22 protein-coding genes and 1 tRNA gene are annotated in these 23,881 nt (G+C 54.2%); 12 read left to right on the forward strand and 11 right to left on the reverse strand.

Annotation, left to right across the window (positions count from 1 at the left end; all coding sequences use genetic code 11):
• Positions 1 to 83 precede the first annotated feature (83 nt).
• A tRNA-Trp gene (locus JK231_RS18035) sits at positions 84 to 159 on the forward strand.
• Positions 160 to 285: 126 nt separating this feature from the next.
• On the opposite strand, the gene hdfR is transcribed toward JK231_RS18035, so the two are convergent.
• A complete protein-coding gene (hdfR, locus tag JK231_RS18040; RefSeq protein WP_034820037.1) occupies positions 286 to 1,107 on the reverse strand; it encodes an HTH-type transcriptional regulator HdfR in 822 nt (273 codons plus the stop codon).
• Positions 1,108 to 1,228: 121 nt separating this feature from the next.
• On the opposite strand from hdfR, the gene JK231_RS18045 reads away from it, so the two are divergent.
• Positions 1,229 to 1,567 carry a DUF413 domain-containing protein gene (locus tag JK231_RS18045; protein WP_034820034.1) on the forward strand — a complete coding sequence of 113 codons (339 nt, stop codon included), beginning with the start codon at positions 1,229 to 1,231 and terminating at the stop codon, positions 1,565 to 1,567.
• A 30-nt stretch (positions 1,568 to 1,597) separates the two neighbouring features.
• Here JK231_RS18045 and JK231_RS18050 read toward each other — a convergent pair whose 3' ends face one another.
• Positions 1,598 to 3,118, reverse strand: coding sequence for a YifB family Mg chelatase-like AAA ATPase (locus JK231_RS18050; protein ID WP_211729172.1), 1,521 nt, complete (start codon positions 3,116 to 3,118; stop codon positions 1,598 to 1,600).
• Between the two features lie 326 nt (positions 3,119 to 3,444).
• On the opposite strand from JK231_RS18050, the gene ilvL reads away from it, so the two are divergent.
• The 6 genes from ilvL to ilvA all read left to right on the forward strand — a co-directional run bounded on the left by ilvL (position 3,445) and on the right by ilvA (position 10,007).
• Positions 3,445 to 3,543, forward strand: coding sequence for an ilv operon leader peptide (gene ilvL / locus JK231_RS18055; protein WP_071531048.1), 99 nt, complete (start codon positions 3,445 to 3,447; stop codon positions 3,541 to 3,543).
• 149 nt (positions 3,544 to 3,692) lie between these two features.
• Positions 3,693 to 5,339 carry an acetolactate synthase 2 catalytic subunit gene (ilvG, locus tag JK231_RS18060; protein WP_211729173.1) on the forward strand — a complete coding sequence of 549 codons (1,647 nt, stop codon included), beginning with the start codon at positions 3,693 to 3,695 and terminating at the stop codon, positions 5,337 to 5,339.
• Positions 5,336 to 5,593, forward strand: a complete 258-nt coding sequence (ilvM, locus tag JK231_RS18065) for an acetolactate synthase 2 small subunit (RefSeq protein ID WP_034820026.1) — start codon at positions 5,336 to 5,338, stop codon at positions 5,591 to 5,593. Before ilvG ends, ilvM begins: the two co-directional genes overlap by 4 nt.
• An 18-nt stretch (positions 5,594 to 5,611) precedes the next feature.
• The gene (locus JK231_RS18070) at positions 5,612 to 6,541 is read left to right on the forward strand and encodes a branched-chain amino acid transaminase (RefSeq protein WP_034820022.1); all 930 of its coding nucleotides are present in this window, start codon (positions 5,612 to 5,614) and stop codon (positions 6,539 to 6,541) included.
• Between the two features lie 61 nt (positions 6,542 to 6,602).
• On the forward strand, positions 6,603 to 8,453 hold the full coding sequence (ilvD, locus tag JK231_RS18075) for a dihydroxy-acid dehydratase (protein ID WP_097119460.1): 1,851 nt from the start codon (positions 6,603 to 6,605) through the stop codon (positions 8,451 to 8,453).
• Positions 8,454 to 8,459: 6 nt separating this feature from the next.
• On the forward strand, positions 8,460 to 10,007 hold the full coding sequence (ilvA, locus tag JK231_RS18080; protein WP_097119459.1) for a threonine ammonia-lyase, biosynthetic: 1,548 nt from the start codon (positions 8,460 to 8,462) through the stop codon (positions 10,005 to 10,007).
• On the opposite strand, the gene ilvY is transcribed toward ilvA, so the two are convergent.
• Complete coding sequence (gene ilvY / locus JK231_RS18085) at positions 10,008 to 10,889, reverse strand: HTH-type transcriptional activator IlvY (protein ID WP_211729174.1); 882 nt, start codon at positions 10,887 to 10,889, stop codon at positions 10,008 to 10,010.
• A gap of 161 nt (positions 10,890 to 11,050) precedes the next feature.
• On the opposite strand from ilvY, the gene ilvC reads away from it, so the two are divergent.
• The gene (ilvC, locus tag JK231_RS18090) at positions 11,051 to 12,526 is read left to right on the forward strand and encodes a ketol-acid reductoisomerase (protein WP_097119457.1); all 1,476 of its coding nucleotides are present in this window, start codon (positions 11,051 to 11,053) and stop codon (positions 12,524 to 12,526) included.
• Between the two features lie 263 nt (positions 12,527 to 12,789).
• Here ilvC and JK231_RS18095 read toward each other — a convergent pair whose 3' ends face one another.
• The 3 genes from JK231_RS18095 to JK231_RS18105 all read right to left on the reverse strand — a co-directional run bounded on the left by JK231_RS18095 (position 12,790) and on the right by JK231_RS18105 (position 16,360).
• Positions 12,790 to 14,124 carry an MFS transporter gene (locus tag JK231_RS18095; RefSeq protein WP_034820002.1) on the reverse strand — a complete coding sequence of 445 codons (1,335 nt, stop codon included), beginning with the start codon at positions 14,122 to 14,124 and terminating at the stop codon, positions 12,790 to 12,792.
• 289 nt (positions 14,125 to 14,413) lie between these two features.
• Positions 14,414 to 15,415, reverse strand: coding sequence for an inner membrane protein YhjD (yhjD, locus tag JK231_RS18100; protein WP_211729175.1), 1,002 nt, complete (start codon positions 15,413 to 15,415; stop codon positions 14,414 to 14,416).
• A 45-nt stretch (positions 15,416 to 15,460) separates the two neighbouring features.
• Positions 15,461 to 16,360, reverse strand: coding sequence for a LysR family transcriptional regulator (locus JK231_RS18105; protein ID WP_034820092.1), 900 nt, complete (start codon positions 16,358 to 16,360; stop codon positions 15,461 to 15,463).
• Positions 16,361 to 16,474: 114 nt separating this feature from the next.
• Here JK231_RS18105 and JK231_RS18110 point away from each other — a divergent pair, with 114 nt between their 5' ends.
• Complete coding sequence (locus JK231_RS18110) at positions 16,475 to 17,233, forward strand: SDR family oxidoreductase (RefSeq protein WP_211729176.1); 759 nt, start codon at positions 16,475 to 16,477, stop codon at positions 17,231 to 17,233.
• Between the two features lie 96 nt (positions 17,234 to 17,329).
• Here JK231_RS18110 and JK231_RS18115 read toward each other — a convergent pair whose 3' ends face one another.
• On the reverse strand, positions 17,330 to 18,178 hold the full coding sequence (locus JK231_RS18115) for a PhzF family phenazine biosynthesis protein (RefSeq protein WP_097119455.1): 849 nt from the start codon (positions 18,176 to 18,178) through the stop codon (positions 17,330 to 17,332).
• A gap of 113 nt (positions 18,179 to 18,291) precedes the next feature.
• Between JK231_RS18115 and JK231_RS18120 the strand changes: the two genes are divergently transcribed.
• Positions 18,292 to 18,915 carry a glutathione S-transferase gene (locus JK231_RS18120; protein ID WP_211729177.1) on the forward strand — a complete coding sequence of 208 codons (624 nt, stop codon included), beginning with the start codon at positions 18,292 to 18,294 and terminating at the stop codon, positions 18,913 to 18,915.
• On the opposite strand, the gene JK231_RS18125 is transcribed toward JK231_RS18120, so the two are convergent.
• Entirely contained in the window at positions 18,882 to 20,372 is a 1,491-nt protein-coding gene (locus JK231_RS18125; protein ID WP_097119454.1) for a PLP-dependent aminotransferase family protein, read from the reverse strand. The two genes, JK231_RS18120 and JK231_RS18125, sit on opposite strands and share 34 nt — an antisense overlap.
• Before the next feature lie 136 nt (positions 20,373 to 20,508).
• Here JK231_RS18125 and JK231_RS18130 point away from each other — a divergent pair, with 136 nt between their 5' ends.
• Positions 20,509 to 21,096, forward strand: coding sequence for a LysE family translocator (locus JK231_RS18130; RefSeq protein ID WP_097119453.1), 588 nt, complete (start codon positions 20,509 to 20,511; stop codon positions 21,094 to 21,096).
• A gap of 54 nt (positions 21,097 to 21,150) precedes the next feature.
• Here the strand turns inward: JK231_RS18130 and JK231_RS18135 are convergent, their stop codons facing one another.
• The 3 genes from JK231_RS18135 to mqo all read right to left on the reverse strand — a co-directional run bounded on the left by JK231_RS18135 (position 21,151) and on the right by mqo (position 23,560).
• Positions 21,151 to 21,516, reverse strand: a complete 366-nt coding sequence (locus JK231_RS18135) for a helix-turn-helix domain-containing protein (protein WP_080748118.1) — start codon at positions 21,514 to 21,516, stop codon at positions 21,151 to 21,153.
• On the reverse strand, positions 21,513 to 21,818 hold the full coding sequence (locus JK231_RS18140) for a type II toxin-antitoxin system HigB family toxin (RefSeq protein ID WP_034820085.1): 306 nt from the start codon (positions 21,816 to 21,818) through the stop codon (positions 21,513 to 21,515). Before JK231_RS18140 ends, JK231_RS18135 begins: the two co-directional genes overlap by 4 nt.
• Before the next feature lie 131 nt (positions 21,819 to 21,949).
• Entirely contained in the window at positions 21,950 to 23,560 is a 1,611-nt protein-coding gene (mqo, locus tag JK231_RS18145) for a malate dehydrogenase (quinone) (protein ID WP_097119452.1), read from the reverse strand.
• Positions 23,561 to 23,881 lie beyond the last annotated feature (321 nt).

Below are 23,881 nucleotides of genomic sequence, written 5' to 3' on the forward strand. Positions count from 1 at the left end.
GAGCGGTAGTTCAGTTGGTTAGAATACCTGCCTGTCACGCAGGGGGTCGCGGGTTCGAGCCCCGTCCGTTCCGCCACCCTTTTAGGGGCGTAGTTCAATTGGTAGAGCACCGGTCTCCAAAACCGGGTGTTGGGGGTTCGAGTCCCTCCGCCCCTGCCAGAAAACAATCCTTTGCTTCGGCAAAGGATTTTTTTTGTCCAAAATTTGGCATTTACCTCATAAATTCGTCAGTGAAAAGGGTTTGAGTTTCACTGCGCGACACTCAAACCCCTCTCAATTTCTGCTTTATTGCGTCAATACTGGAAATTTAAGCAGCTGACGAATATGTGCTTGTTGATCGCTATTCTGCAGCCACACCGCATAGAGTGGACGAACGGCAACGGGTGTATCTGGAATAACCATCAAATCACTATAAATGCTGTGCCATGAATCCGGTAAAAATGCGCAGGCGCCGGTAGTGTGGAGTAATTCACGTGTCACATGCGCTGAAGTTGTGGTCAATACTGGCACATCATCACTGGATAAATAACTTTCATGTTGATGAAAATCCGCACCCCATTCCAGTTTAATGTAATCATATTTTTCACGTTTCTCAGTCTTACGTGCGCGGAAGAGCGCGAGTGAAATATGACCAATCTGTTGGCTGGTTAATTCATCCATTTTGGGCGCTTCGGTGGTGATTAAAAGGTCCAACTGACGCTCATGTAATTGCTTTACCAGCAAATGCCGTTGTGCGATACGTGCTTCAAGGTGAAGACTTTCACGATTCTCATAAAGCGTTTTTAACCAAGGGGTTAGATAAGCTTCCCACAACGACGCGCTGGCACCTATCGATAGCTCATGATGCTGTTGTGTATGTGAAACTTCCTTTTTAGCCATCAGCCAGGTACTCATCAGGCTCTCTGCATAGGGTAATAAACGCTCACCCGCAGAAGTCAGCCGAATATTATTTCGATGACGGGTGAAAAGGTTGACTCCCAACTGATTTTCCAGCTGACGAATGCGAAAACTAACGGCAGATTGCGTGAGGTAAAGCGCTTCAGCAGCACGCCCGAAATGGCGTGTTCTGCTCACTTCGAGGAAAGTTTTCAGTAATTCCGTATCCACAGCATTCTCCCAAAAAATGTTTGTCGTACTGATTTAAATGTTTTGTTTTACACTCTGTCAAGCCTATCTAATACTCCGCGCCATAAATAGCACGGCCATAAGAGAGTCGGGAGCGTGTAAAATGGCGGATAGCTTCGCAACAACAAATCGTTTCTTTGATAACAAACATTATCCTCGTGGTTTTTCACGTCATGGTGATTTCACCATTAAAGAAGCTCAGCTTCTGGAACGCCACGGTTACGCCTTCAATGAACTGGACCTCGCCAAGCGTGAACCAGCGACTGAAGAAGAGCGTTCGTTTTTAGAAGTATGTCGTGGGCTGCGTGAGCCGCAAACGGAAGCTGAACGTGTCTGGTCGAAATATACCGCACGTATTAAGCGTCCTAAGCGTTTCCACACATTGTCTGGCGGTAAGCCGCAGATGGACACTGTGGAAGACTTTAGCGATAGCGATGATTAAAAAATAGCGGGGCTTCTAAAGCCCCGTTTTTTATTCCAGACTGTTGTGCAGATAGATGAGCAATCGGTCAATGCTGCGATAACCCACCGCCTCCTGCAAATGCTGTCGTGAAATCGTCTCCTCCCCTGCCAAATCGGCAATCGTCCTGGCGACTTTCAAAATGCGTTGCCACGCGCGCACAGAAAGACCCAGCGAATTCAATACAGCTTCCAGCCATATAGCATCGTCCTGTCTCAGTACACAGCACTGGGCAATCTCCGGATTAGATAAATGCGCGTTTATTTTGCCTGCTCGCTCAATTTGCCTCTGACGAGCAGCAAGGACGCGTTTAAGTACCGTCTCGCTGCTCTCACTGACCTCCTGTTTTTGACTTAAGGTTCCACTGGGTAGCAACGGGATTTCCAGAGACAGATCAAAGCGATCAAGAAACGGACCTGAGAGCCGGCTCAAATAGCGCAGCACCTGTTGCGGCGTGCATCGATTATGACTGCCTTGATAATGCCCGGTAGGGCTGGGGTTCATGGCGCCAATTAACTGAAAGCGCGCAGGATAAGTGACTTTGGCGCGTGTACGGGAAATCGCAATCTCGCCGGATTCAATGGGCTCGCGTAATGCATCCAGTACCTTGCGGTCAAACTCCGGGAGTTCATCCAGAAACAGGACGCCATTGTGCGCCAGAGAGATCTCACCAGGCCGGGGGATTGCTCCTCCTCCCACTAATGCATACAACGAAGCGCTGTGATGAGGTGCTCTGAATGGCCTTCTGCGCCACTGATGATGGAGATTTCGGCTGCTGACCAGGCTATTAATCGCTGCGCACTCCAGCGCTTCCTGATCGTCTAAGGGCGGCATAATGCCGGGCAGGCGGGTCGCCAGCATGGTTTTCCCTGTGCCGGGCGGTCCAAGCAGTAACAGGTTATGCCCGCCAGCGGCAGTGATCTCCAGGGCGCGGCGTCCTTGTTCCTGACCGATGATTTCGCTGAGGTCCTGGCTTTCCTGTTGCAGCGCCTCAGGTTGAGAATACGCAACGGTGAGTGTCGACTGGTTATGCAGGAAAGCGCAGATCTCGAGCAGATGTTTACCGACGAGCGTTTCCCCTTGTTGGATCAATCCGACATCCTGTTGATTCTCTTCAGCTAACACCATCTGCCTGCCGGCTTGCAAAGCAGCCATCGCTGCTGGAATAGAGGCCTGAACGCCACAGAGCGCGCCGTTCAGTGCTAACTCCCCCAGGAACTCATAGTGCGCCAGTTTCGCGTCAGGAAGCTGCTCTGAGGCCGCGAGAATCGCAATGGCGATGGGAAGGTCGTAGCGCCCACCTTCTTTTGGCAGATCGGCAGGAGCCAAATTGATGGTGACGCGTTTCGCCGGGAAGGTGAATCCGCTATTGATAATGGCACTGCGCACCCGTTCGCGGGCCTCTTTTACCGTGGTTTCGGGCAGGCCAACCAGCGTTAAAGCGGGCAAGCCCTTACTGATGTGTACTTCGACCGTTACCAATGGTGCCTGCACACCGAGCGCCGCGCGTGTTAAAACCTTTGATAAAGACATAACCACTCCTTGTTGTCTTCATCATGCGGGGGTCAAATTCAGAATACGAGTGCGATTAAAAAATATCAGTGCCTGATTCCAGCGAATCGCAGATTTTTACGGGACGTTCGCAGCAATTGAGAACAATATCGCAAAACTAAAAGGGCGATTACGCCGCGTAAGTAATGAAAAATATTCACATCTAAAAATAACCTTTAACTTACAAGGCGATAACCCGAGCCGATTGCTTACGTCATAAAAAACATTATGAAAATAATTGTCAACGCGTAGATAACTATGGTAACTCTGTAGGTATTACTTCGAACAATCGAAAAAACAGACAACACATGAAAGCCCTTCTACAAGTGATTAGCCTAGTCGTGATTAGCGTGGTGGTGATTATTATCCCACCGTGCGGGGCATCGCTTGGAGAAAGAAAGGCTTAAAAATCAAGCCCGGAATTCCAAAAACCCCCGCACCGAAAGGTCCGGGGGTTTTTTTTCGACCTGGCTAAATATCAGCGAATCAGCGAGGAACAGATTATGAGCAGTAGCATAAAATTCTGTTGTTCCACCAGGAATACAGGAGAATAACGATGACAGGTGCACAGTGGGTAGTTCAGGCTTTACGCGCGCAAAGTGTCGACACAGTGTTTGGCTATCCTGGCGGCGCAATCATGCCAGTGTACGATGCGCTCTACGATGGCGGCGTGGAACACCTACTGTGTCGTCATGAGCAAGGTGCAGTGATGGCGGCAATTGGTTATGCCCGTGCCACCGGTAAAACTGGCGTGTGTATCGCCACTTCCGGTCCCGGCGCCACTAACCTGATCACCGGTTTAGCAGATGCGTTTATGGATTCCATCCCAGTTGTCGCGATCACCGGTCAGGTTTCATCTGCGTTCATCGGCACCGATGCCTTCCAGGAAATCGACGTTCTCGGCCTGTCATTAGCCTGCACTAAGCACAGTTTCCTGGTTGAATCCCTCGAAGATTTGCCTTCCGTGATGGCCGAAGCCTTTGCCATCGCCCAGTCTGGCCGTCCCGGTCCGGTTCTGGTGGATATCCCGAAAGACATCCAAATTGCTAGTGCCGATTTAACACCGCATTTGCTGCCGGTTGAAGAGGCGATCAGTCATTCGCCAGAGCATATCGCTGAAGCCCGCGCATTAATGGCGCAGTCGCATAAGCCAATGCTGTATATCGGCGGCGGTGTTGGCATGGCACAAGCGGTGCCTGCATTACGTGCCATGGCTGAAGCAACCGGTATCCCAACGGTGTCCACGTTGAAAGGTCTGGGAAGTGCAGACGCCAGCAGCGATCTCTATCTTGGCATGTTGGGTATGCACGGCACCAAAGCTGCCAACCTTGCCGTGCAATCGTGCGATTTACTGATTGCCGTTGGCGCGCGTTTCGACGACCGCGTCACCGGCAAGTTAGACACCTTCGCCCCGCATGCGAACGTCATTCATATCGATATCGATCCGGCCGAGTTGAACAAATTGCGTCGTGCGCACGTTTCGTTGCAAGGTGATTTGAACCAGGTGCTGCCCGCGTTGAGTATGCCGATGCAGATTGAGGGCTGGCGCACCGAAGTAAAAGCGATGAAAGCCGAGTTTGACTGGCGCTACGATCATCCAGGTGAGGCGATTTATGCGCCGCTGCTGCTGAAACAACTCTCCGATCGTAAAACGGACAGCGCGGTGGTGACCACCGATGTGGGCCAGCATCAGATGTGGGCTGCGCAGCACATGAGCTTCACTCAGCCAGAGAACTTCATCACCTCCAGCGGCCTCGGCACCATGGGCTTCGGTCTGCCAGCCGCCATCGGCGCTCAGGTTGCCCGCCCGCAAGACACCGTGATCTGCGTGTCAGGCGATGGCTCAATCATGATGAACATTCAGGAGTTGGGCACCATCAAGCGCGGTAAGCTGCCGGTGAAAATCCTGCTGCTGGATAACCAACGTTTAGGCATGGTGCGCCAGTGGCAGCAGCTGTTCTTTGATGGCCGCTACAGTGAAACCATCCTCACCGATAACCCCGATTTCCTTACGCTGGCCAGCGCCTTTGATATCCCAGGCCAGCACATTAGCCGTAAAGATCAGGTCGACGCCGCGATAGATGCTCTGCTGAACAGTGAAGGTCCTTACTTCCTGCATGTTTCGATTGATGAGCATGAAAACGTCTGGCCATTGGTACCGCCGGGTGCCAGCAACGCAAACATGATGGAGAAAACCGCATGAACCAGCATCAATTGTCTATCGAAGCCCGCTTCCGCCCTGAAATATTGGAGCGCATTTTGCGTGTTGTCCGCCACCGTGGCTTCCAGGTGTGCTCGATGAACATGGCATCTGCGATCAACGCTGAGAACATTAATATCGAGATGACCGTTGCCAGTCAGCGTTCGGTCGATTTACTGTCTTCGCAGTTAAGCAAACTTATGGATGTCGCTTGTGTCGAGATCCAGCAACAGACATCACAACAAATCCGCGCTTAGTCGCCAAAGGAAATAACAATGAGTACGAAGAAAGCAGACTTTATTTGGTTTAACGGGGAGATGGTTAAGTGGGAAGATGCCAAGGTCAGCGTCATGTCTCACGCACTGCACTACGGTACTTCAGTGTTTGAAGGCGTACGTTGCTACGACTCACACAAAGGCCCAGTGGTGTTCCGTCACCGTGAACACATGCAGCGTCTGCACGACTCCGCCAAAATCTATCGTTTTCCTATCGCCGCCTCTGTTGATGAGCTGATGGAAGCGTGCCGCGAAGTGATTCGCGTGAACAAACTGAAAAGCGCTTACATTCGTCCATTGGCGTTTGTTGGCGACGTAGGCCTGGGTGTGAACCCACCAGATGGCTACACCACCGACGTGATCATCGCTGCTTTCCCATGGGGTGCTTACCTGGGTGCTGAAGCACTGGAAAACGGTATCGATGCGATGGTGTCTTCATGGAACCGTGTTGCACCGAATACTCTGCCAACCGCGGCTAAAGCCGGTGGTAACTACCTCTCCTCACTGTTGGTCGGCAGCGAAGCGCGTCGCCACGGTTATCAGGAAGGTATCGCTCTCGACACCAACGGCTATATTTCAGAAGGTGCTGGCGAAAACTTGTTCGAAGTGAAAGATGGCATTCTGTTCACGCCGCCGTTCACTTCTTCAGCCCTGCCAGGTATCACCCGTGACGCCATCATCAAGCTGGCGATCGACCTGGGTATCGAAGTGCGTGAGCAAACGCTGTCGCGTGAATCTCTGTATCTGGCTGATGAAGTGTTCATGTCGGGTACTGCGGCAGAAATCACCCCGGTACGTAGCGTTGACGGCATTCAGGTCGGTGCGGGCAAACGCGGTCCAGTGACCACCAAAATTCAGAGCGCATTCTTCGGCCTGTTCACTGGCGAAACCGAAGACAAGTACGGCTGGTTGGATCAAGTTAATCCATAACAAGACAGTTACGCGGGTGCAGCTGCGCCCGCGTCATATTTCAGACTGGAGTAAATAGAGCATGCCTAAGTACCGTTCTGCCACCACCACCCATGGTCGTAACATGGCGGGTGCACGCGCCCTGTGGCGCGCCACAGGAATGACCGACGCCGATTTCGGTAAACCGATTATCGCCGTGGTTAACTCATTCACCCAATTCGTGCCGGGCCACGTGCACTTGCGCGATATGGGCAAGCTGGTGGCTGAGCAAATCGAAGCCGCCGGTGGTGTCGCCAAAGAGTTCAACACCATCGCGGTGGATGACGGTATCGCCATGGGTCATGGCGGCATGCTGTATTCACTGCCTTCGCGCGAGCTGATCGCCGATTCCGTGGAGTACATGGTGAACGCGCACTGCGCCGATGCCATGGTGTGTATCTCTAACTGCGACAAAATCACCCCCGGCATGCTGATGGCGTCACTGCGCCTCAACATCCCGGTGATCTTTGTGTCCGGCGGTCCGATGGAAGCCGGTAAGACCAAACTGTCTGACAAAATCATCAAGCTGGACCTGGTTGATGCGATGATTCAGGGTGCTAACCCGAACGTCAGCGATGAAGACAGCGATAAAATCGAACGCTCTGCGTGCCCAACCTGCGGTTCTTGTTCAGGGATGTTCACTGCGAACTCGATGAACTGTCTGGCCGAAGCGCTGGGTCTGGCACAGCCAGGCAACGGTTCACTGTTGGCGACCCACGCCGACCGTAAAGAGCTGTTCCTCAACGCCGGTAAGCGCATCGTTAGCCTGACCAAAAAGTATTACGAGCAGGATGATGAGCGCGTACTGCCACGCAACATCGCCACCAAAGCGGCATTTGAGAATGCGATGACGCTGGATATCGCCATGGGCGGTTCCACCAACACCGTTCTGCACCTGCTGGCAGCGGCGCAGGAAGGCGAAATCGAATTCAACATGTCAGATATCGACCGCCTGTCGCGCAAAGTACCGCACCTGTGCAAAGTGGCACCGAGTACGCCGAAATATCACATGGAAGATGTGCACCGTGCTGGTGGCGTTGTCGCGATTCTGGGCGAGCTGGATCGTGCCGGGCTGATTGATACCAGTGCGCGCAACGTTCTGCAGCAGAGCATGCGTGAGACCCTGGATCAGTACGACATCATGCTGACCCAAGACGAAGCGGTGAAGAAAATGTTCCGCGCGGGCCCAGCCGGCATCCGTACCACCCAAGCCTTCTCACAAGACTGTCGTTGGGACACACTCGATGATGACCGTAAAGAGGGTTGTATCCGTACTCGTGAGCACGCCTTCTCTCAGGATGGCGGTCTGGCCGTGCTGTACGGCAACATCTCAGAAGATGGTTGTATCGTCAAAACCGCCAGCGTTGATGCTGAGCTGCTGACCTTCAAAGGTCCAGCCAAAGTTTATGAAAGCCAGGATGACGCGGTAGATGCGATCCTCGGCGGCAAAGTTGTGGCGGGCGATTGCGTGGTGATCCGCTACGAAGGACCGAAAGGCGGTCCGGGCATGCAGGAAATGCTCTATCCAACCACCTATCTGAAATCCATGGGCTTGGGTAAAGCTTGTGCGTTGATCACCGATGGTCGTTTCTCCGGCGGTTCTTCCGGTCTCTCTGTCGGTCACATCTCACCTGAAGCGGCGAGTGGCGGTACCATTGCGCTGATCCAGGATGGCGACATGATTGAGCTGGATATCCCGAACCGTCGTATCCATCTGGATCTGCCAGACAACGAAATCCACGCTCGTCGTGAAAAAGAGTTGGCGCGTGGCGAAGCGGCCTACACCCCGCACAACCGCGAACGTGCCGTCTCCTTCGCGCTGCGTGCTTATGCATCACTCGCGACCAGCGCTGATAAAGGCGCGGTACGCGATAAGTCCAAGCTGGGAGGCTAACAACTGATGGCTGAGTCTCAACCGCTACCCGCGTCGCCTAACGGCGCGGAGTATTTGCGCGCAGTGCTGCGTGCGCCTGTGTACGAAATTGCGCAGGTGACGCCGCTGCAGAAAATGGAAAAAATTTCATCGCGTCTCGGCAACACCATTCTGGTGAAGCGTGAAGATCGCCAGGCAGTGCACAGCTTCAAGCTGCGTGGGGCATATGCGATGATTGCCGGACTGACCGAAGAGCAAAAAGCACGCGGCGTGATTACGGCTTCGGCCGGTAACCACGCACAGGGTGTGGCACTTTCGGGGAGTCGGCTTGGCATCAAATCACTGATTGTGATGCCGGTGGCCACGGCGGACATCAAGGTTGATGCAGTGCGCGCATTTGGCGGTGAGGTTTATCTGTTTGGTGCTAACTTCGACGAGGCAAAAGCCAAAGCCATTGAGCTGGCCGAGCAGCAGGGTTACACCTTTGTGCCACCGTTTGACCACCCGGCAGTAATTGCCGGGCAGGGCACGCTGGCCATGGAACTGCTGCAACAAGATGCGCATATCGATCGCGTATTTGTACCGGTCGGCGGTGGCGGTCTGGCGGCGGGTGTGGCGGTGCTGATCAAACAGCTGATGCCGCAGATCAAAGTGATCGCGGTGGAGTCGGAAGACTCAGCCTGCCTGAAAGCGGCACTGGATGCGGGCGAGCCGGTTGATCTGGCGCGCGTCGGTTTGTTTGCTGAAGGTGTGGCGGTGAAGCGCATCGGCAGCGAAACCTTCCGTCTGTGCAAAGAGTATCTCGACGACATCATCACCGTGGACAGTGATGCCATCTGCGCGGCGGTGAAAGATCTGTTCGAAGATGTGCGTGCGGTGGCGGAACCTTCGGGTGCGCTGGCGCTGGCGGGCATGAAGAAGTACATCCAGCAGCACGACATCAAAGGCGAGCGCCTCGCGCACGTCTTGTCGGGCGCCAACGTCAACTTCCACGGCCTGCGCTATGTGTCGGAACGGTGTGAAATTGGTGAACAGCGCGAAGCGTTGCTGGCGGTCACCATTCCGGAACAGCAGGGCAGTTTCCTGCGTTTCTGTCAGACGCTGGGTGGCCGTTCGATCACCGAGTTCAACTATCGCTATGCGGATGCCGATAACGCCTGCATCTTCGTCGGGGTGCGCTTAACGCGCGGTCTGGAAGAGCGCAGTGAGATCATCAGCCAGCTCAGCGAAGGTGGCTACCAGGTGGTGGATCTGTCAGATGATGAGATGGCGAAGCTGCACGTGCGCTACATGGTCGGCGGTCGTCCATCGAAACCGCTGCGCGAGCGCCTGTTTAGCTTTGAGTTCCCGGAAGCACCGGGCGCGCTGCTGAAGTTCCTGCAGACGCTCGGCGCACACTGGAATATCTCGTTGTTCCACTATCGCAGCCACGGTACCGATTTTGGTCGCGTGCTGGTGGCCTTCGAAGCCAACGATCAAGAGCCGGATTTCGAAACCCATCTCACGGCGCTGGGCTACGAATGGCACGATGAAGCGAACAACCCGGCGTTCCGTTTCTTCCTCGCCGGGCAGTAACTACAGCAGGTTCCAGAAAGCACTGATAAGCGGCTCCCCGAGCCGCTTTTTTTGTACGCACACGCCCAGTTCCAGCGGCGCGACCGACTCCACATTCTCAAGCGTCAGCACGCGATTACGCACCGGCTCCGGGCTGTTCTCCAGCACCACATCCGGCAGCAGCGCGATGCCACATCCCAGCGCTACCATTGATACAATCGCCTCATGGCCAGAAACCGTGGCGTAAATTTGTGGATTGGAAATGCGATGGCGACGGAACCACAAATCAATGCCGCGCCGCACCGGGCCTTGTTCCGGCACGATAAACGGAATCTGCGACCAATCAGGTTGCGCCTGTGTGGCCTGGCTGCGTACCGCACACGGCAGCGCGGGCGCGATCAGCACCAGCGGAAGAATGGCGAGCGGTGTGAAGTCGATGCTGGCGGGCAGCGATTCCGGACGTCCGGCAATGGCCAAATCTGCCTCGCCAGATTGCACCATCTCAATTGCGTCGGCGGCATCGCCGGTGGTGAGTTTGATTTCCACCTGCGGATGTTCGGCGCGGAAGCGGTCGAGAATCGGCGGCAAATGGCTGTAAGCGGCGGTCACCGAGCAAAAAATGCGCAGCTCGCCGCTCAGTGAAGGGCCGTTCAGATCCATTACGTGGCGCAGCTGTTGATATTGCAACAAGGTTTGCTGAGCAAATTGCTTAAGGCGCTCGCCGGCTTCAGTGAGCGTCACGATGCGGTTATCACGCAGGAACAGCGCGTGACCGACATCTTCCTCAAGGCGCTGAATCTGGCGAGAGAGCGTGGAGGGACTGACGTGCATAGCACGCGCGGTGCGACCAAAGTGACAGCTTTCGGCCAGATGAAGAAAGAGCTTCAGGTCTCGTAAATCCATGCGCGTTTCACCTCAACGTGTTGTTGCAAATTCTGCAATGTGACCTTGCTAATATATCAATTTAAGCAATGGATTTCCTGTCATATGATGGGGTCATTCGCGGCACTGAATACGGTGCTGTTACCGAACAAAAGCAAACACAACATCTAACCGGAGTACCCATGGCTAACTACTTCAACACATTGAATCTGCGCAACCAGTTAGCGCAGTTAGGCAAATGTCGTTTCATGTCACGCGATGAATTCGCGGATGGCGCTAGCTTCCTGAAAGGCAAGAAAGTCGTTATCGTTGGCTGTGGCGCTCAGGGTCTGAACCAGGGCCTGAACATGCGTGATTCCGGTCTGGATATCGCTTATGCACTGCGTGCTGAAGCGATTGCTGAGAAGCGTGCTTCTTTCCGCAAAGCGACCGATAACGGTTTCAAAGTGGGTACTTACGAAGAGCTGATCCCACAGGCCGATCTGGTGGTTAACCTGACGCCAGACAAGCAGCACTCAGCGGTAGTTAAAGCGGTACAGCCTCTGATGAAAGATGGCGCAGCGCTGGGCTACTCACACGGTTTCAACATCGTTGAATCTGGTGAAACCATCCGTAAAGACATCACCGTGGTGATGGTAGCACCGAAGTGCCCAGGCACCGAAGTGCGTGAAGAGTACAAGCGTGGTTTCGGTGTGCCAACCCTGATCGCGGTTCACCCAGAAAACGATCCAAAAGGCGAAGGCCTGGCAATCGCTAAAGCCTGGGCTGCTGCAACCGGCGGCGACCGTGCTGGCGTGCTGGAATCTTCCTTCGTTGCTGAAGTGAAATCTGACCTGATGGGCGAGCAGACTATCCTGTGCGGTATGCTGCAGGCCGGTTCTCTCCTGTGCTTCGATAAGCTGGTGGCTGAAGGTCACGACGCGGCTTATACCGAAAAACTGATTCAGTTCGGCTGGGAAACCATCACCGAATCACTGAAATTCGGTGGCATCACCCTGATGATGGATCGCCTGTCTAACCCGGCGAAAATCCGTGCTTACGCACTGTCTGAGCAGCTGAAAACCATCATGGCTCCGCTGTTCCAGAAGCACATGGATGACATCATCTCTGGCGAATTCTCTTCCGGCATGATGGCTGACTGGGCGAACGACGACAAAAACCTGCTGACCTGGCGTGAAGAGACCGGTGCAACTGCATTCGAGAACGCACCACAGTTCGAAGGTAAAATCGACGAGCAAGAGTACTACGACAAAGGCGTTGTGATGGTTGCCATGGTGAAAGCGGGCGTTGAGCTGGCCTTCGAAACCATGATCGATGCAGGCATCATTGAAGAGTCTGCTTACTACGAATCACTGCACGAGCTGCCGCTGATCGCGAACACCATCGCACGTAAGCGTCTGTATGAAATGAACGTGGTTATCTCTGATACCGCAGAATACGGTAACTACCTGTTCTCCTTCGCGGCAGTACCGCTGCTGAAAGAGTTCATGACCACGCTGCAGCCAGGCGATCTGGGCAAAGCGATTGAAGGCACTCAGGTTGATAACGCACAGCTGCGTGACGTTAACGAAGCCGTTCGTCAGCACCCAATCGAAGCGGTTGGCCGCAAACTGCGTGGCTACATGACCGATATGAAACGCATCGCGGTTGCTGGCTAATCCCCGCACGACACCGTTTTCAGCACAAGAAGAACCCCGGCTTGCCGGGGTTTTTTTATGCCTGATCAGATAGGTTTCTCACACTCAGACACGACAAAACACCATTGAGCCGTAACGCATGGCGATCACGCAGTCCGGGGCCGCTTAGGGTCTGGCGTCCTCGCGCCGCTAACGCGGTGCCCTCATGTCATTCGCCCGTATCTCAATTCCGACCCAATAAAAAACCCGGCCTGAGCCGGGTTCATCATATCAATCTGCAACCATCACACCGCTTCGTACAGCGTCTGATGGCGCGTCTCTTTACAGGCAATCAGCGCAATCAGCGTCAGCACGGCCATGGAAGCCAGATAAAAACCGACCGCCTGCAAACCGTAGTTAGCGTTCAACCATGTTGCAATATAAGGCGCAACCGAGGCACCGAGAATTGACGACAGGTTATAGGAGAACGACGCGCCGGTATAACGGACTTCGGTCGGAAACAGCTCTGGCAGCAGCGCACCCATCGGCCCAAAGGTGAGACCCATAATGCTCAGGCCCAGCAGCAGGAAGCCCATCACCAGAATCTGTGAGCCTGAACCCAGCAGCATCGGGAACATCAGTGCGAAGGCAATGATCAACAAAGTAATGGTGATCATGGTGCGACGACGGCCATAGCGGTCTGCCAGCAGGCCCGCAATCGGTACCATCACACCAAAGCCAATCACCGCCACCATCAGCATCCACAGGAAGCTATTACGGGAAAAGCCTAAGCCCGCTGGCGCCGGTGCAGTGCCGTAACTCATCGAGTAAACGGTCATGATGTAGAACAGCGTATAGGTCGCCAGCATGATGAAGGTGCCAAGAATCGTAGCGGTCAGATGCTTGCTCAGCAGCGTGCCGATCGGCATTTTGACCTGCTTGTTCTCTTTCTGCACTTTGGCAAACACCGGGCTTTCATGCAGCGAAACGCGCACATAAAGGCCAATCAGTACCAGTACGGCTGAAAGGATAAACGGCACACGCCAGCCCCAGTTCATGAACTGCTCATCGGTCAGCAGCCAGGAGAGCAACAGGAAAGTACCGTTGGCGAAGAAGAAGCCAATTGGCGCGCCAAGCTGCGGGAATGAACCATAGAGCGCACGTTTTTTCGCTGGCGCATTTTCGGTTGCCAATAGAGCGGCGCCGCCCCATTCACCACCAAGACCCAGGCCCTGACCAAAGCGCGCCAGCGCCAGCAGCAGCGGAGCAGCAACGCCAATGGTTTGGTATCCAGGCAGCAGACCGATCAATACGGTAGAGACGCCCATGGTTAGCAGCGATGCCACCAGGGTGGCTTTACGGCCTACACGGTCGCCAAAGTGACCGAACAGCGCAGAACCAATCGGGCGCGCGACGAAGGCGATAGCAAACGTAGCCAGCGACTGTAGCGTTGCCACGGTGGCATCACCCTGCGGGAAGAAAATATGCGGAAAGACGATGACGGCCGCAGTGGCATAAATATAGAAATCGAAGAATTCGATCGCGGTGCCGACAAGCGATGCCACGACCACTTTGCCGCGTGAGTTTACGGGCGTGTCGTCGTGTTTTTTGTCGAGTGTTTCTGTGATGGAGGCTTGCATGACTGTTTCTTAATTGTAAATGTAGACAGAGAATCTTACGCACCTGTTTTGCGGCATTCAATGATGAAAACCCGCGCCAGAACAGGCATTTTCGGCGAAAAAGTGGATAATTTCTGAGTTGCGGCAATCGGCGGGTGATGGGAACGGGAAGTGTCACTTTTTTGGCGGGAATCTCTGCAAAAGGGCCAAATTAAAGTGACCCTTTAGCGTTTCCTGCTGGTTTTTGCTGGAATAATAGCCAGCAGGAAACATTTTTAGCTGTTGCGGCAAATGTAACAATTTTGCGATGTTAATTGCCCTGATGCGGCTGCGGCATCTCTTTATCATCCTTGTATTTTGCGGTGGCTATCCACGCGGCGCAGAACAGTGTCAGACGGGCAAAGAAGTAAAAGAACGCCATTAATCCCAGCACTGAACCAAAGGCTGCCCCAGAGGGCGAAGTGGCCAGCTTTGGCAGCGTCAGCGTCATCACAAACTTAATCACTTCAAAACCAATCGCCGCCAGCAGCGTGCCGCGAAATAGTGCTTTTTTGCGCGGCTTATGGCGCGGCAGAATCCAGAAAATCCACAGGAACAACAGATAGTTAGCAAAGATGGAAATCGACAGCGCAATGATGGTCATTGCCGGGCGCAGCCACTCGATATCCTCCAATCCCAACGCGTTGACGATGGCATTCTGCGCGGCACCGGCAATGGAGGTCAGCGACAGGGTAATCACCAGCGCCAGCATCAGACCCAGCAACGACACCAAATCACGCGCATATTTCTTCCATAACTTCTCTTGATCGTCCGGCTTACGCTCCCAAACATCACGCGATTGCGCGCGCACCGCCTCGCGCAAATTGCCCATCCAGTTAATGCCAGAGTAGAGCGCCAGCAGCAAACCGGTTAACCCGACCGTCGCGCGCTGCTGAATCGCGGTGTTCACGGTGTTCTTTAGCGTAGTGGCCAGCGTAGGATCGCTGATGTTGTTAACGATTTTGTTGATCAACTCGGTGAGTAAATCCTGATTCGACGCCAGCACAAAACCGACTGCCGCAAAGGAGACCATCAAAATCGGTATCAGAGATAGGAAGGAGAAGTAAGTGATCGCTGCGCCAAACTGGCTGCCGAGGCGATCGTTAAACCGATCCAGCGCGCGCATAAAATGCGCCACCGCCGGAATGGCCTGGAACCAGGCCGCAAAGCGCGACACGTTCTGGATTGAGCCATCCACGGTTTTGTTACCGGTCTTGATATCTATCAGCGGCTTCTTTTCAGCCGTGGGTTCTTGGTTAGGTTTGTCTGTCATAGACGATAATCATCCTGTTCACTGCGAAATTAAAATTATAGCCCTTTATGTCACATACTCCTGCAACACCTGACTCAGCCACTCCATAAACACCCGCACGCGACGTGCTACGTTGCGGCGATGTGGGTAAAGCAACGAAATCGGCATCGGCTTGGCGGGGAAGTGATGCAGCACTTCCACTAACTGGCCTGATTCCAGCAGTGGCTGCACACCAATCGCGGGCACCTGAATAATGCCTAATCCCGCGATGCAGGCGGCACGATAAGTTTCGGTGCTGTTCACCGTCACCACGCCGCCGGTCTGAACATAGTGGCACTGCTTACCATCAAAATATTCAAACCCCAAAGAGGGCTGCCCCAGCTGCTGGGTGTAATGCACCATCGCGTGCTGTGCAAGATCTTCGAGGCGCACCGGCATGCCGAAGCGGGAAAGGTAGTCGGGACTGGCGCAGTTAATCAAGGCATGTGATCCGATTTTTCGCGCAATCAAACCCGAATCTTTCAGCTCACCCACGCGGATCACGCAGTCAAAACCTTCACGAATCACATCCACCTGGCGATCGCTGCTGCTAAGCTCAATTTCGATGCCGGGATAATGCTGCAGAAATTCTGGCAGACGCGGCAGGATAAATCCGGTGGCCATGGCGACGGACATATCGACACGCAGCTTGCCGCTTAGCGTGCCGGGATCGTGCTGGAACAGGCTGTCCATATCGTCGAGCATCGACAACAGATCAAGACAACGATCGTAGTAGACCAGCCCATCCTGGGTGAGATGAACACGCCGCGTGGTGCGATGCAGCAGACGCGTGCCCATTTGATTTTCCAGCGCCTGAAGCTGGCGCGATACGCTGCCTTTTGGTAGTCCAAGACTTTCAGCCGCACGGGTAAAACTGCCCATTTCTGCCACCCGCACAAAAACCTGCATTGCGTGAATTTTATCCATGTGTTCACCGATTGTTGTTGTTAGTGAAACAGTGCTGCGTATTCCTCTGCGTTTATAGATCAATTTATAGCGAATATCCTTATCCCGTGTTCAATTTTCCATCTGGAGCGAAACATGAGTCATAAAATTGCATTGATTACCGGCGGTAACCGCGGTTTGGGCAAGAATGGTGCGCTGAAACTGGCGGCCAAAGGCGTGGATATCCTTTTTACCTATCGTGGTCACGCGGAAGAAGCGCAGGCCGTGGTGAAAGAGATTGAAGCATTGGGCGCACGTGCGGTGGCGTTACAGCTGGATGTCGGCGACAGCAGCACCTTCGACAGCTTCGTGGCGCAGGTGAAAGAGACACTGCAAAAAACCTGGCAACGCGACAACTTTGATTATTTAGTGAACAATGCCGGTCACGGTCACTACAAGTTGTTTGCGGAAACCACCGAAGAGGAGTTTGATGCGCTGATCAACGTGCACTTCAAAGGGCCTTACTTCCTGACGCAGAAGCTGCTGCCGCTGATTATCGATGGTGGTCGCATCCTGAACATCTCCAGCGGATTAACACGCATGACGCTGCCGGGTTCAGGCACCTATGCCTCGGTGAAAGGGGCGATGGAAGTGCTGACGCGCTATCAGGCCAAAGAGCTGGGCGAGCGTCGTATTCGCGTCAATATTCTGGCGCCGGGTGCGATTGAAACTGATTTCGGCGGTGGACGCGTGCGCGATACCAAAGATCTCAACGATCACATTGCGTCGGTGACATCGCTGGGCCGCGTTGGCCAGCCAGATGATATTGGTGACGCCATCAGCGCCATCCTGAGCGAAGAAACCGGCTGGATCACCGCGCAGCGTATTGAAGCTTCAGGTGGGCAGGCGTTGTAAGAATGCACGATTAAGCACGCTGTAATAATGCGCGATAAATCGCGCCGCTACGCAACCGTGCAGATGGCCGTAGCGGCGCAATTTATTGCGCGTATTTTAGATCTCAATCGTCCCGTCAATCACGGTCACCGTCTGGCCGCCAATCCAGATGCTCTCACCACTAAAACTCACCTGAATCCGTCCTTCACGCTGAATGGCGCTGCCCTGACGTGCGCGATAATCCTCAGTTTTCCCCTGCGCCGCAAAGTAACGTGCCAGACAGGCGTTGGCGCTGCCGGTTACCGGATCTTCGGTCAGGCTGCCGTTCTCAACCAGCAGCGCGCGCACTTCGAATTGCTCGCCGCAATCCTCTGGCAGCGGGCCAAACAGCGCAGTCCCATTGACGTCGGCATGCTTTTGCAAGCGCAGCAGATCCGCCGCGCTGGCCTGCACATCCAGCACCGCCTGTGCGCTGTTCATCGGAATCAGCAGCCAGCGAATGCCCATATCGACAATGGTCGGCGTCTGGTTGGTGTCAAAGGCCTCGCTGTTCAATGCGCTGCTCATCAACGCGTCATCAAATGGCGTCAGCGTGACGTTGGGGGCCGCGAAGGCCAGCGCGCCATCCTCGCTAATGCGCACATCCACCAGGCCGACGCCGCACTCTTGCACAATCTTGCCCGGCGTTTTCACTTGCCAGCCCGCTTCCAGCAAGGCGTGAGCTGTGCCCAACGTCGGATGCCCGGCAAACGGCAATTCCCCTTCGGTGGTAAAAATGCGCACCCGGTAATCGGCTGCGGTATCCTGTGTTGGCAGGACAAAGGTGGTTTCCGACAAATTGGTCCAGCGGGCAATAGCAGCCAGCTGGGCGTCACTTAATCCCTCTGCATCCATAATCACTGCCAGCGGATTACCTTTGAACGCTGATGAGGTAAACACATCCACCTGCTTAAACGCGACTTTCATTTTCACTCCTTGCTGGTTGAGGCACTCTGACATCCTGATTTACATCCTGCAGATTGCTAATGGCAGCCAACAGGACTATGAATAGGTTAAGAATTCTGGAATCGGAGTCCGCTATGTTAAAAGTTCTTGGTCGTACTTCTTCAATCAACGTGCGCAAAGTTCTGTGGTTGTGTTCAGAACTGGATCTCACGTATGAGCTCGAACCCTGGGGTGAAGACCCGCAATCGCTGCACTCGGCGGAATTCATGGCGCTCAACCCTAATGCCATGGTGCCGGTCATCATCGAAGATGACTTCGTGATGTGGGAATCCAACGCCATTCTGCGCTATCTCGCCAACAGCAATGGCGGCGACTGGCTCTATCCTGAAAACCCACGAGGGCGTGCACCGGTGGATCAGTGGATGGACTGGCAAGCCACCGAACTCAATACTTCCTGGCGCTATGCGTTTATGTCACTGGTGCGCAACTCGCCCGCCCATCAGGATCCGCGTTTGCTGGCCGCCGCGATTAAAGGCTGGACGCACACCATGAATATTCTTGACCAGCATCTGCAAAAAACCGGGCGCTACGTCGCAGGACGCAATTTCTCGCTGGCAGACATTCCTGTGGGGCTTGCAGTCAATCGCTGGTTTGAAACCCCGCTGGAGCACCCTGAATTTCCCTCCGTACAACTCTATTACGAGCGTCTGACCGAGCGTGAGGGCTACACCACCTGGGGCCGCAACGGCAAACCCTGATCCTGTCCCGGTGCCAGGCCTGTGATTTCGCAGGCTAGCGCGCCGGTGCGTTTTAGTGCCCACGTATAACGCTCATCAAACGGATAACAGCAGGAGAGGCGCAGTGCATGTTTATAACGGTCGCTCAGCGAATAGAGCGCTCCCGGCGTCACGCAAATCTGCTCCTGTAATAACCGATGGAACATCTCCACGGTATCCACTTTCCCTGGCAACTCCACCCAAAACACAAAACCTCCTTTGGGCAGGGTGGCGCGTGTCCCCTGCGGAAAATGGCGCGCCATGATGCCGCGCGCCGCATCGAGATTGGCGGCATAGCGGCGGCGCAGCGAGCGCAGATGATGATCGTATCCGCCACTGGCGAGGAATTCGGCGAGGGTTTCACACAACAACCGCGATTCAGACATCGATGAGACAGCTTTCAAACGGGCGATGGTCTGATGGAAACGACCGGCCGCGGTCCAGCCCACGCGGAAATCCGGCGCCACGGTTTTGGTAAAGCTGGTGCAGTAAATCACCCAGCCCTCGCTATCAAAGGCTTTCACCGGCGGCGAGAGTGGCCAGTCAAACTGCAGCTCGTCATACAGCCCATCTTCCAGCATTGGAATATGGTAAGTATTCACTAACTTTGCCAGCCGCTTCTTATTTTCCAGTGGCATCACATAGCCAAGAGGATTCTGCGCGCCGGGCATGGCAATCAGTGCCTGAATGCGCTTCTCCTGTAACAACATCTCCAGCGCATCCAGCGACAACCCTTGCTGAGGATCGGTGGGAATCTCCAGCGCCTTCAGGCCCAGAGAGGCCAGCAGGGGGAACAGGAAGAAGTAAGTGGGAGATTCCAGCCCAATGCAGTCGCCAGGCTTGGTCACCGCCCGCAGCGCCAGCTGTAACGCTTCCATGCAGCCGTGGGTGAGGGTGATCTCTTGCGCGGTCAGATTGATACCGGTGTGCAGACTGCGACGTGCAATCTCCTCCCGTAAGCGCTCACTACCCGGCGGGAGCGCATAGCGCCCGACGATGTCGGGATTGTGCCGTAAAATGCCCGAGGTAATTCGGCCTAAGCGCGCTGCCGGATAAAAGGTGCCATCCTGCGGACAGGCCAAAGAGATATTGGTGTAATCGGCATTATTCTGCGCGGCAAACACCTGCTCAATCAGTTCCAGCTTCTGCGTGCTCGGGTCGTTGATTTTCGCGGGCAGCGGTTTGACCGGACGCGTCACGGCTGGCATCACGCCACGCACGTAATAGCCCGATTGCGGACGCGCTTCAATCAGGCCGCGATCTTCAAGGATTTGCCAGGCATTAAGCACCGTATTGACACTAACCTGATGCGATTGTGCCACGCGGCGGATGGCGGGCAGCCGTTTTCCCGGTTTCAGCGTGCCCTGATGAATCGACTCGGCAAAGCTATCTGCCAGCTGCTGATACAGCGTTTGACCGGATGAAAGGGGAAGGGACACAAAAGCCTCCGCGTGCGATGGGTACAATCTAAATTAATATTAACTGTATCCATTACAATAGTAGTTTTGTGTCTCTGTTTCCATCGCCCGATACGCATTAGCATGATGTTAACTTTGAACCATCAGGAAGCGCATCATGCTCGACCCTTCATTCTTCAGCTACGTCACGGTGATGTCGATCACCCCCGGCCCGAACAACCTGCTGCTCGCCACATCGGGCGTCAATTTTGGTTTCAAGCGCACCTTGCCGATGCTGTTTGGCATTCTGGTGGGCTGTGCGATACAGATGCTGTTGGCAAGTATGGCGTTGGATGTGTTGCTGCACTGGATGGCATCCATTCGTTTACCACTCACGATGGTGGGATGCAGTTACTTACTCTGGCTGTCATGGAAAATTTTTCGTGCTGCAGCACCAGAAGCGCGTGAGCGTCCGCGTCCGATGACGCTGGTGGGCGGCATCTGTTTTCAGGCGGTGAATCCCAAAGCCTGGCTGATGGTGACTAACGTGGCGCTGATGTACGCCAACAGCAACGGCGTCATCACAGTATTGCTGGGATTTGCCGCATTGAACTTACCTTGCATCCTGATCTGGGCCGCGATGGGGGATCGTCTGCGCAGTCATCTGCAAGTGGCGTGGAAACGTCAGGCGTTTAACAGTTTGATGGCACTGTCGCTGGTGGCCACCACGGCCTGGATGCTGTACGACGCGGTACTGCTGAGCTAAAACCAAGCATGCAATAGAAGCAAATGGGGCGCTATCATTGGCCCCCCTGCAATTTTAGAGACCCACCAGGCTCTCTAAAGGAATGCCAAACTGCTTGTGCAGATTGCGAATCATCTCCAGAGACAAAGAGCGTTTGCCGTTTAACACTTCATAAACGCGATTACGTCGGCCTATGGCAGGCTCCAGATCTTTGGCAGTCAATCCCTGTTGTTCCATACGAAATTTAATCGCCTCAATCGGATCGGCAGCTTCAATAGGGTAGTGCTCTTTCTCCCACGCTTCGATCAGCATGCTCATCACAATCATATAATCGCTTTCTGGCGTGCCCAGCTCAGGCACATCATCAAAGAGCGGAGAGATGGCCTCCAGGGCCGCTTCGTAATCAAGTTCGTTGCGAATGGGTTTAATGGTCAGTGTCATTTACGTTGCTCCACTGTGTTTGCGTCAATGGCATCGTATTCCCGGTGTGTGCCGATAAATTTTATAAAAATCAGCTTCTGCGGGTAAGCGATGGCCGCAACCAGTCGATAATCATTTCCCTTAATGTTAAATACCACGCGACTGCCTTTCAAAATGCTGGCGCTGCGGTATTGATCCTTGATGTCTGCTGGATTTAACCAATTGGTCTTTTGCGCTTCATCAATCCAGGCTCTCAACGGCTGAGCTGAGTCGGGGTTCGCCGTCATGAACTCCCTGAGTGTCCGTACCGATATGATTCTCATGTAGCGCATCTTAGTCCCGCCTTGGGACTATAGCAAACTTATATCCCAATTTGGGACATTTCTCGCATTTAGCCATAAAAAAGGCCGCTTGCGCGGCCTTATCATTATTCACGGCAATCAGGATTGCCTGGTTACTTCCCCACCACGTGCGCCGTCTCGCGGGCTTCGTCGTTCGCCGCGTCTGGCGTAACGATCGGTGCGTAATCGAGTTGCAGTACGCGGCTGGTTTCCGCCAGAATCTTCTCGGTCAGCGCTACGTCACCGTTCATCTTACGGCCCCAGGTTGGGATCACCGCGCGAATTTTGGTCTGCCACTCTGGTGAACGCATCTGCTCAGGGAAGGCTTTCGCCATCAGCTCCAGCATAATCGGCGCTGCAGTAGATGCCCCCGGCGAAGCGCCGAGCAGGGCTGAAATCGAACCATCTTCAGAGGTCACGACTTCCGTGCCTAAACGCAGTACGCCGCCCTCTTTCTCATCGTTCTTGATGATCTGCACGCGCTGGCCAGCAGTGACTAAACGCCAGTCTTCCTGTTTCGCCTGCGGCACATAAGCACGCAGCGCTTCCATTCGATCGTCATCGCTTTGCAGCACCTGATCGACCAGATATTTCACCAGGTCAAAACTCTTCAGGCCGACCTGCATCATCGGCAACAGGTTGCTGCCGTTCATCGCGCCGAACATATCCAGCAGCGAGCCCTGTTTCAGGAATTTGGTCGAGAAGGTGGCGAATGGGCCAAACAGCAGTACCTGCTTACCATCCAGCACACGCGTATCCACGTGCGGTACTGACATCGGCGGCGCGCCCACGCTGGCTTTACCGTACACTTTCGCCATGTGCTGCTGCACCACTTCTGGATTCTCGGTCACGAGGAAGGAACCGCCCACCGGGAAACCGGCGTAGCCTTTCACTTCCGGGATGCCGGATTTTTGCAGCAGTGGCAACGCCGCACCGCCCGCACCGATAAACAGCTGGCGCGTGGTCAGCAGGCGATTTTCACCGCTGGCCAGATTGTGTAGCGTCACTTGCCAGCGGCCATCGCTCAGGCGCTTGATATCACGCACTTCCTGACGCAGACGCAGGCGGAAATTGGCTTTCTTCTGTAAAGAGGCAATCAGTTGACGCGTCACTTCACCGAAGTTGACGTCGGTGCCCATTTCGGTCCAGGTGGCCGCCACTTTCTGTTTGCTGTCACGGCCATTCATCACCAGCGGAATCCACTGGGTGATCTGGTCGCGATCTTCTGAATAGTTCATGCCACGGAACAGGGTGCTTTTTTGCAGCGCCTGGAAACGTTTGCGCAGGAACTCAACGTTATCGTCGCCCCAGACGAAGCTCATGTGCGGCGTACTGTGGATAAAGCTTTTTGGATTGCGCAGGTTGCCTTTCTGAACGTGGTACGCCCAGAACTGACGAGAAATCTGGAACGATTCGTTGATCGCCACCGCTTTTGCAATGTCGATGCTGCCATCCGCCTTCTGCGGCGTATAGTTCAGCTCGGCCAACGCAGCGTGACCGGTCCCGGCATTATTCCAGCCATTGGAGGATTCCACCGCGACATCGTCGAGGCGTTCCACCATCTCAATCGACCAGTCCGGCTCCAGATCCTGCAGCCATGCGCCAAGGGTGGCACTCATCACGCCTGCGCCGATCAGCAGTACGTCGACATCCTTTCGTTCCTGAAGGTTTGCGCTATCCATACCAGCGGCGGCGAGCGCCAGGTTTACCGCAGTAGTACTCATGAGGCGACATCTCCTCTCTCTGTTGACCTGAAGTTCAACAGGTTCGCAGGCGAAACAGCCACGCTTCTTTCGAGCGCGTCGCGCTATTTCTCAAAGGTTAAGACTCAGGTTTAAGTCAGGGGACGATAACGGTTAACTGCACGTTATGCATATGCATTTGAATATAACATTCTCGTATCGGAATTAAACGTTTGTTTATTTTTTAAAGGCCGAAATGATTCAGCATAAGAATTAATCAGCTCGACCCCGCTGTCATAAGGGATTTTTATCCCTTAATCAGAGGGTTATGGTAATGCAGTTGTTGCGATATTGTGAGAGGAA

The sequence above is a fragment of the Pantoea sp. JGM49 genome, assembly GCF_018257655.1.
GTDB lineage: Bacteria > Pseudomonadota > Gammaproteobacteria > Enterobacterales > Enterobacteriaceae > Pantoea > Pantoea communis.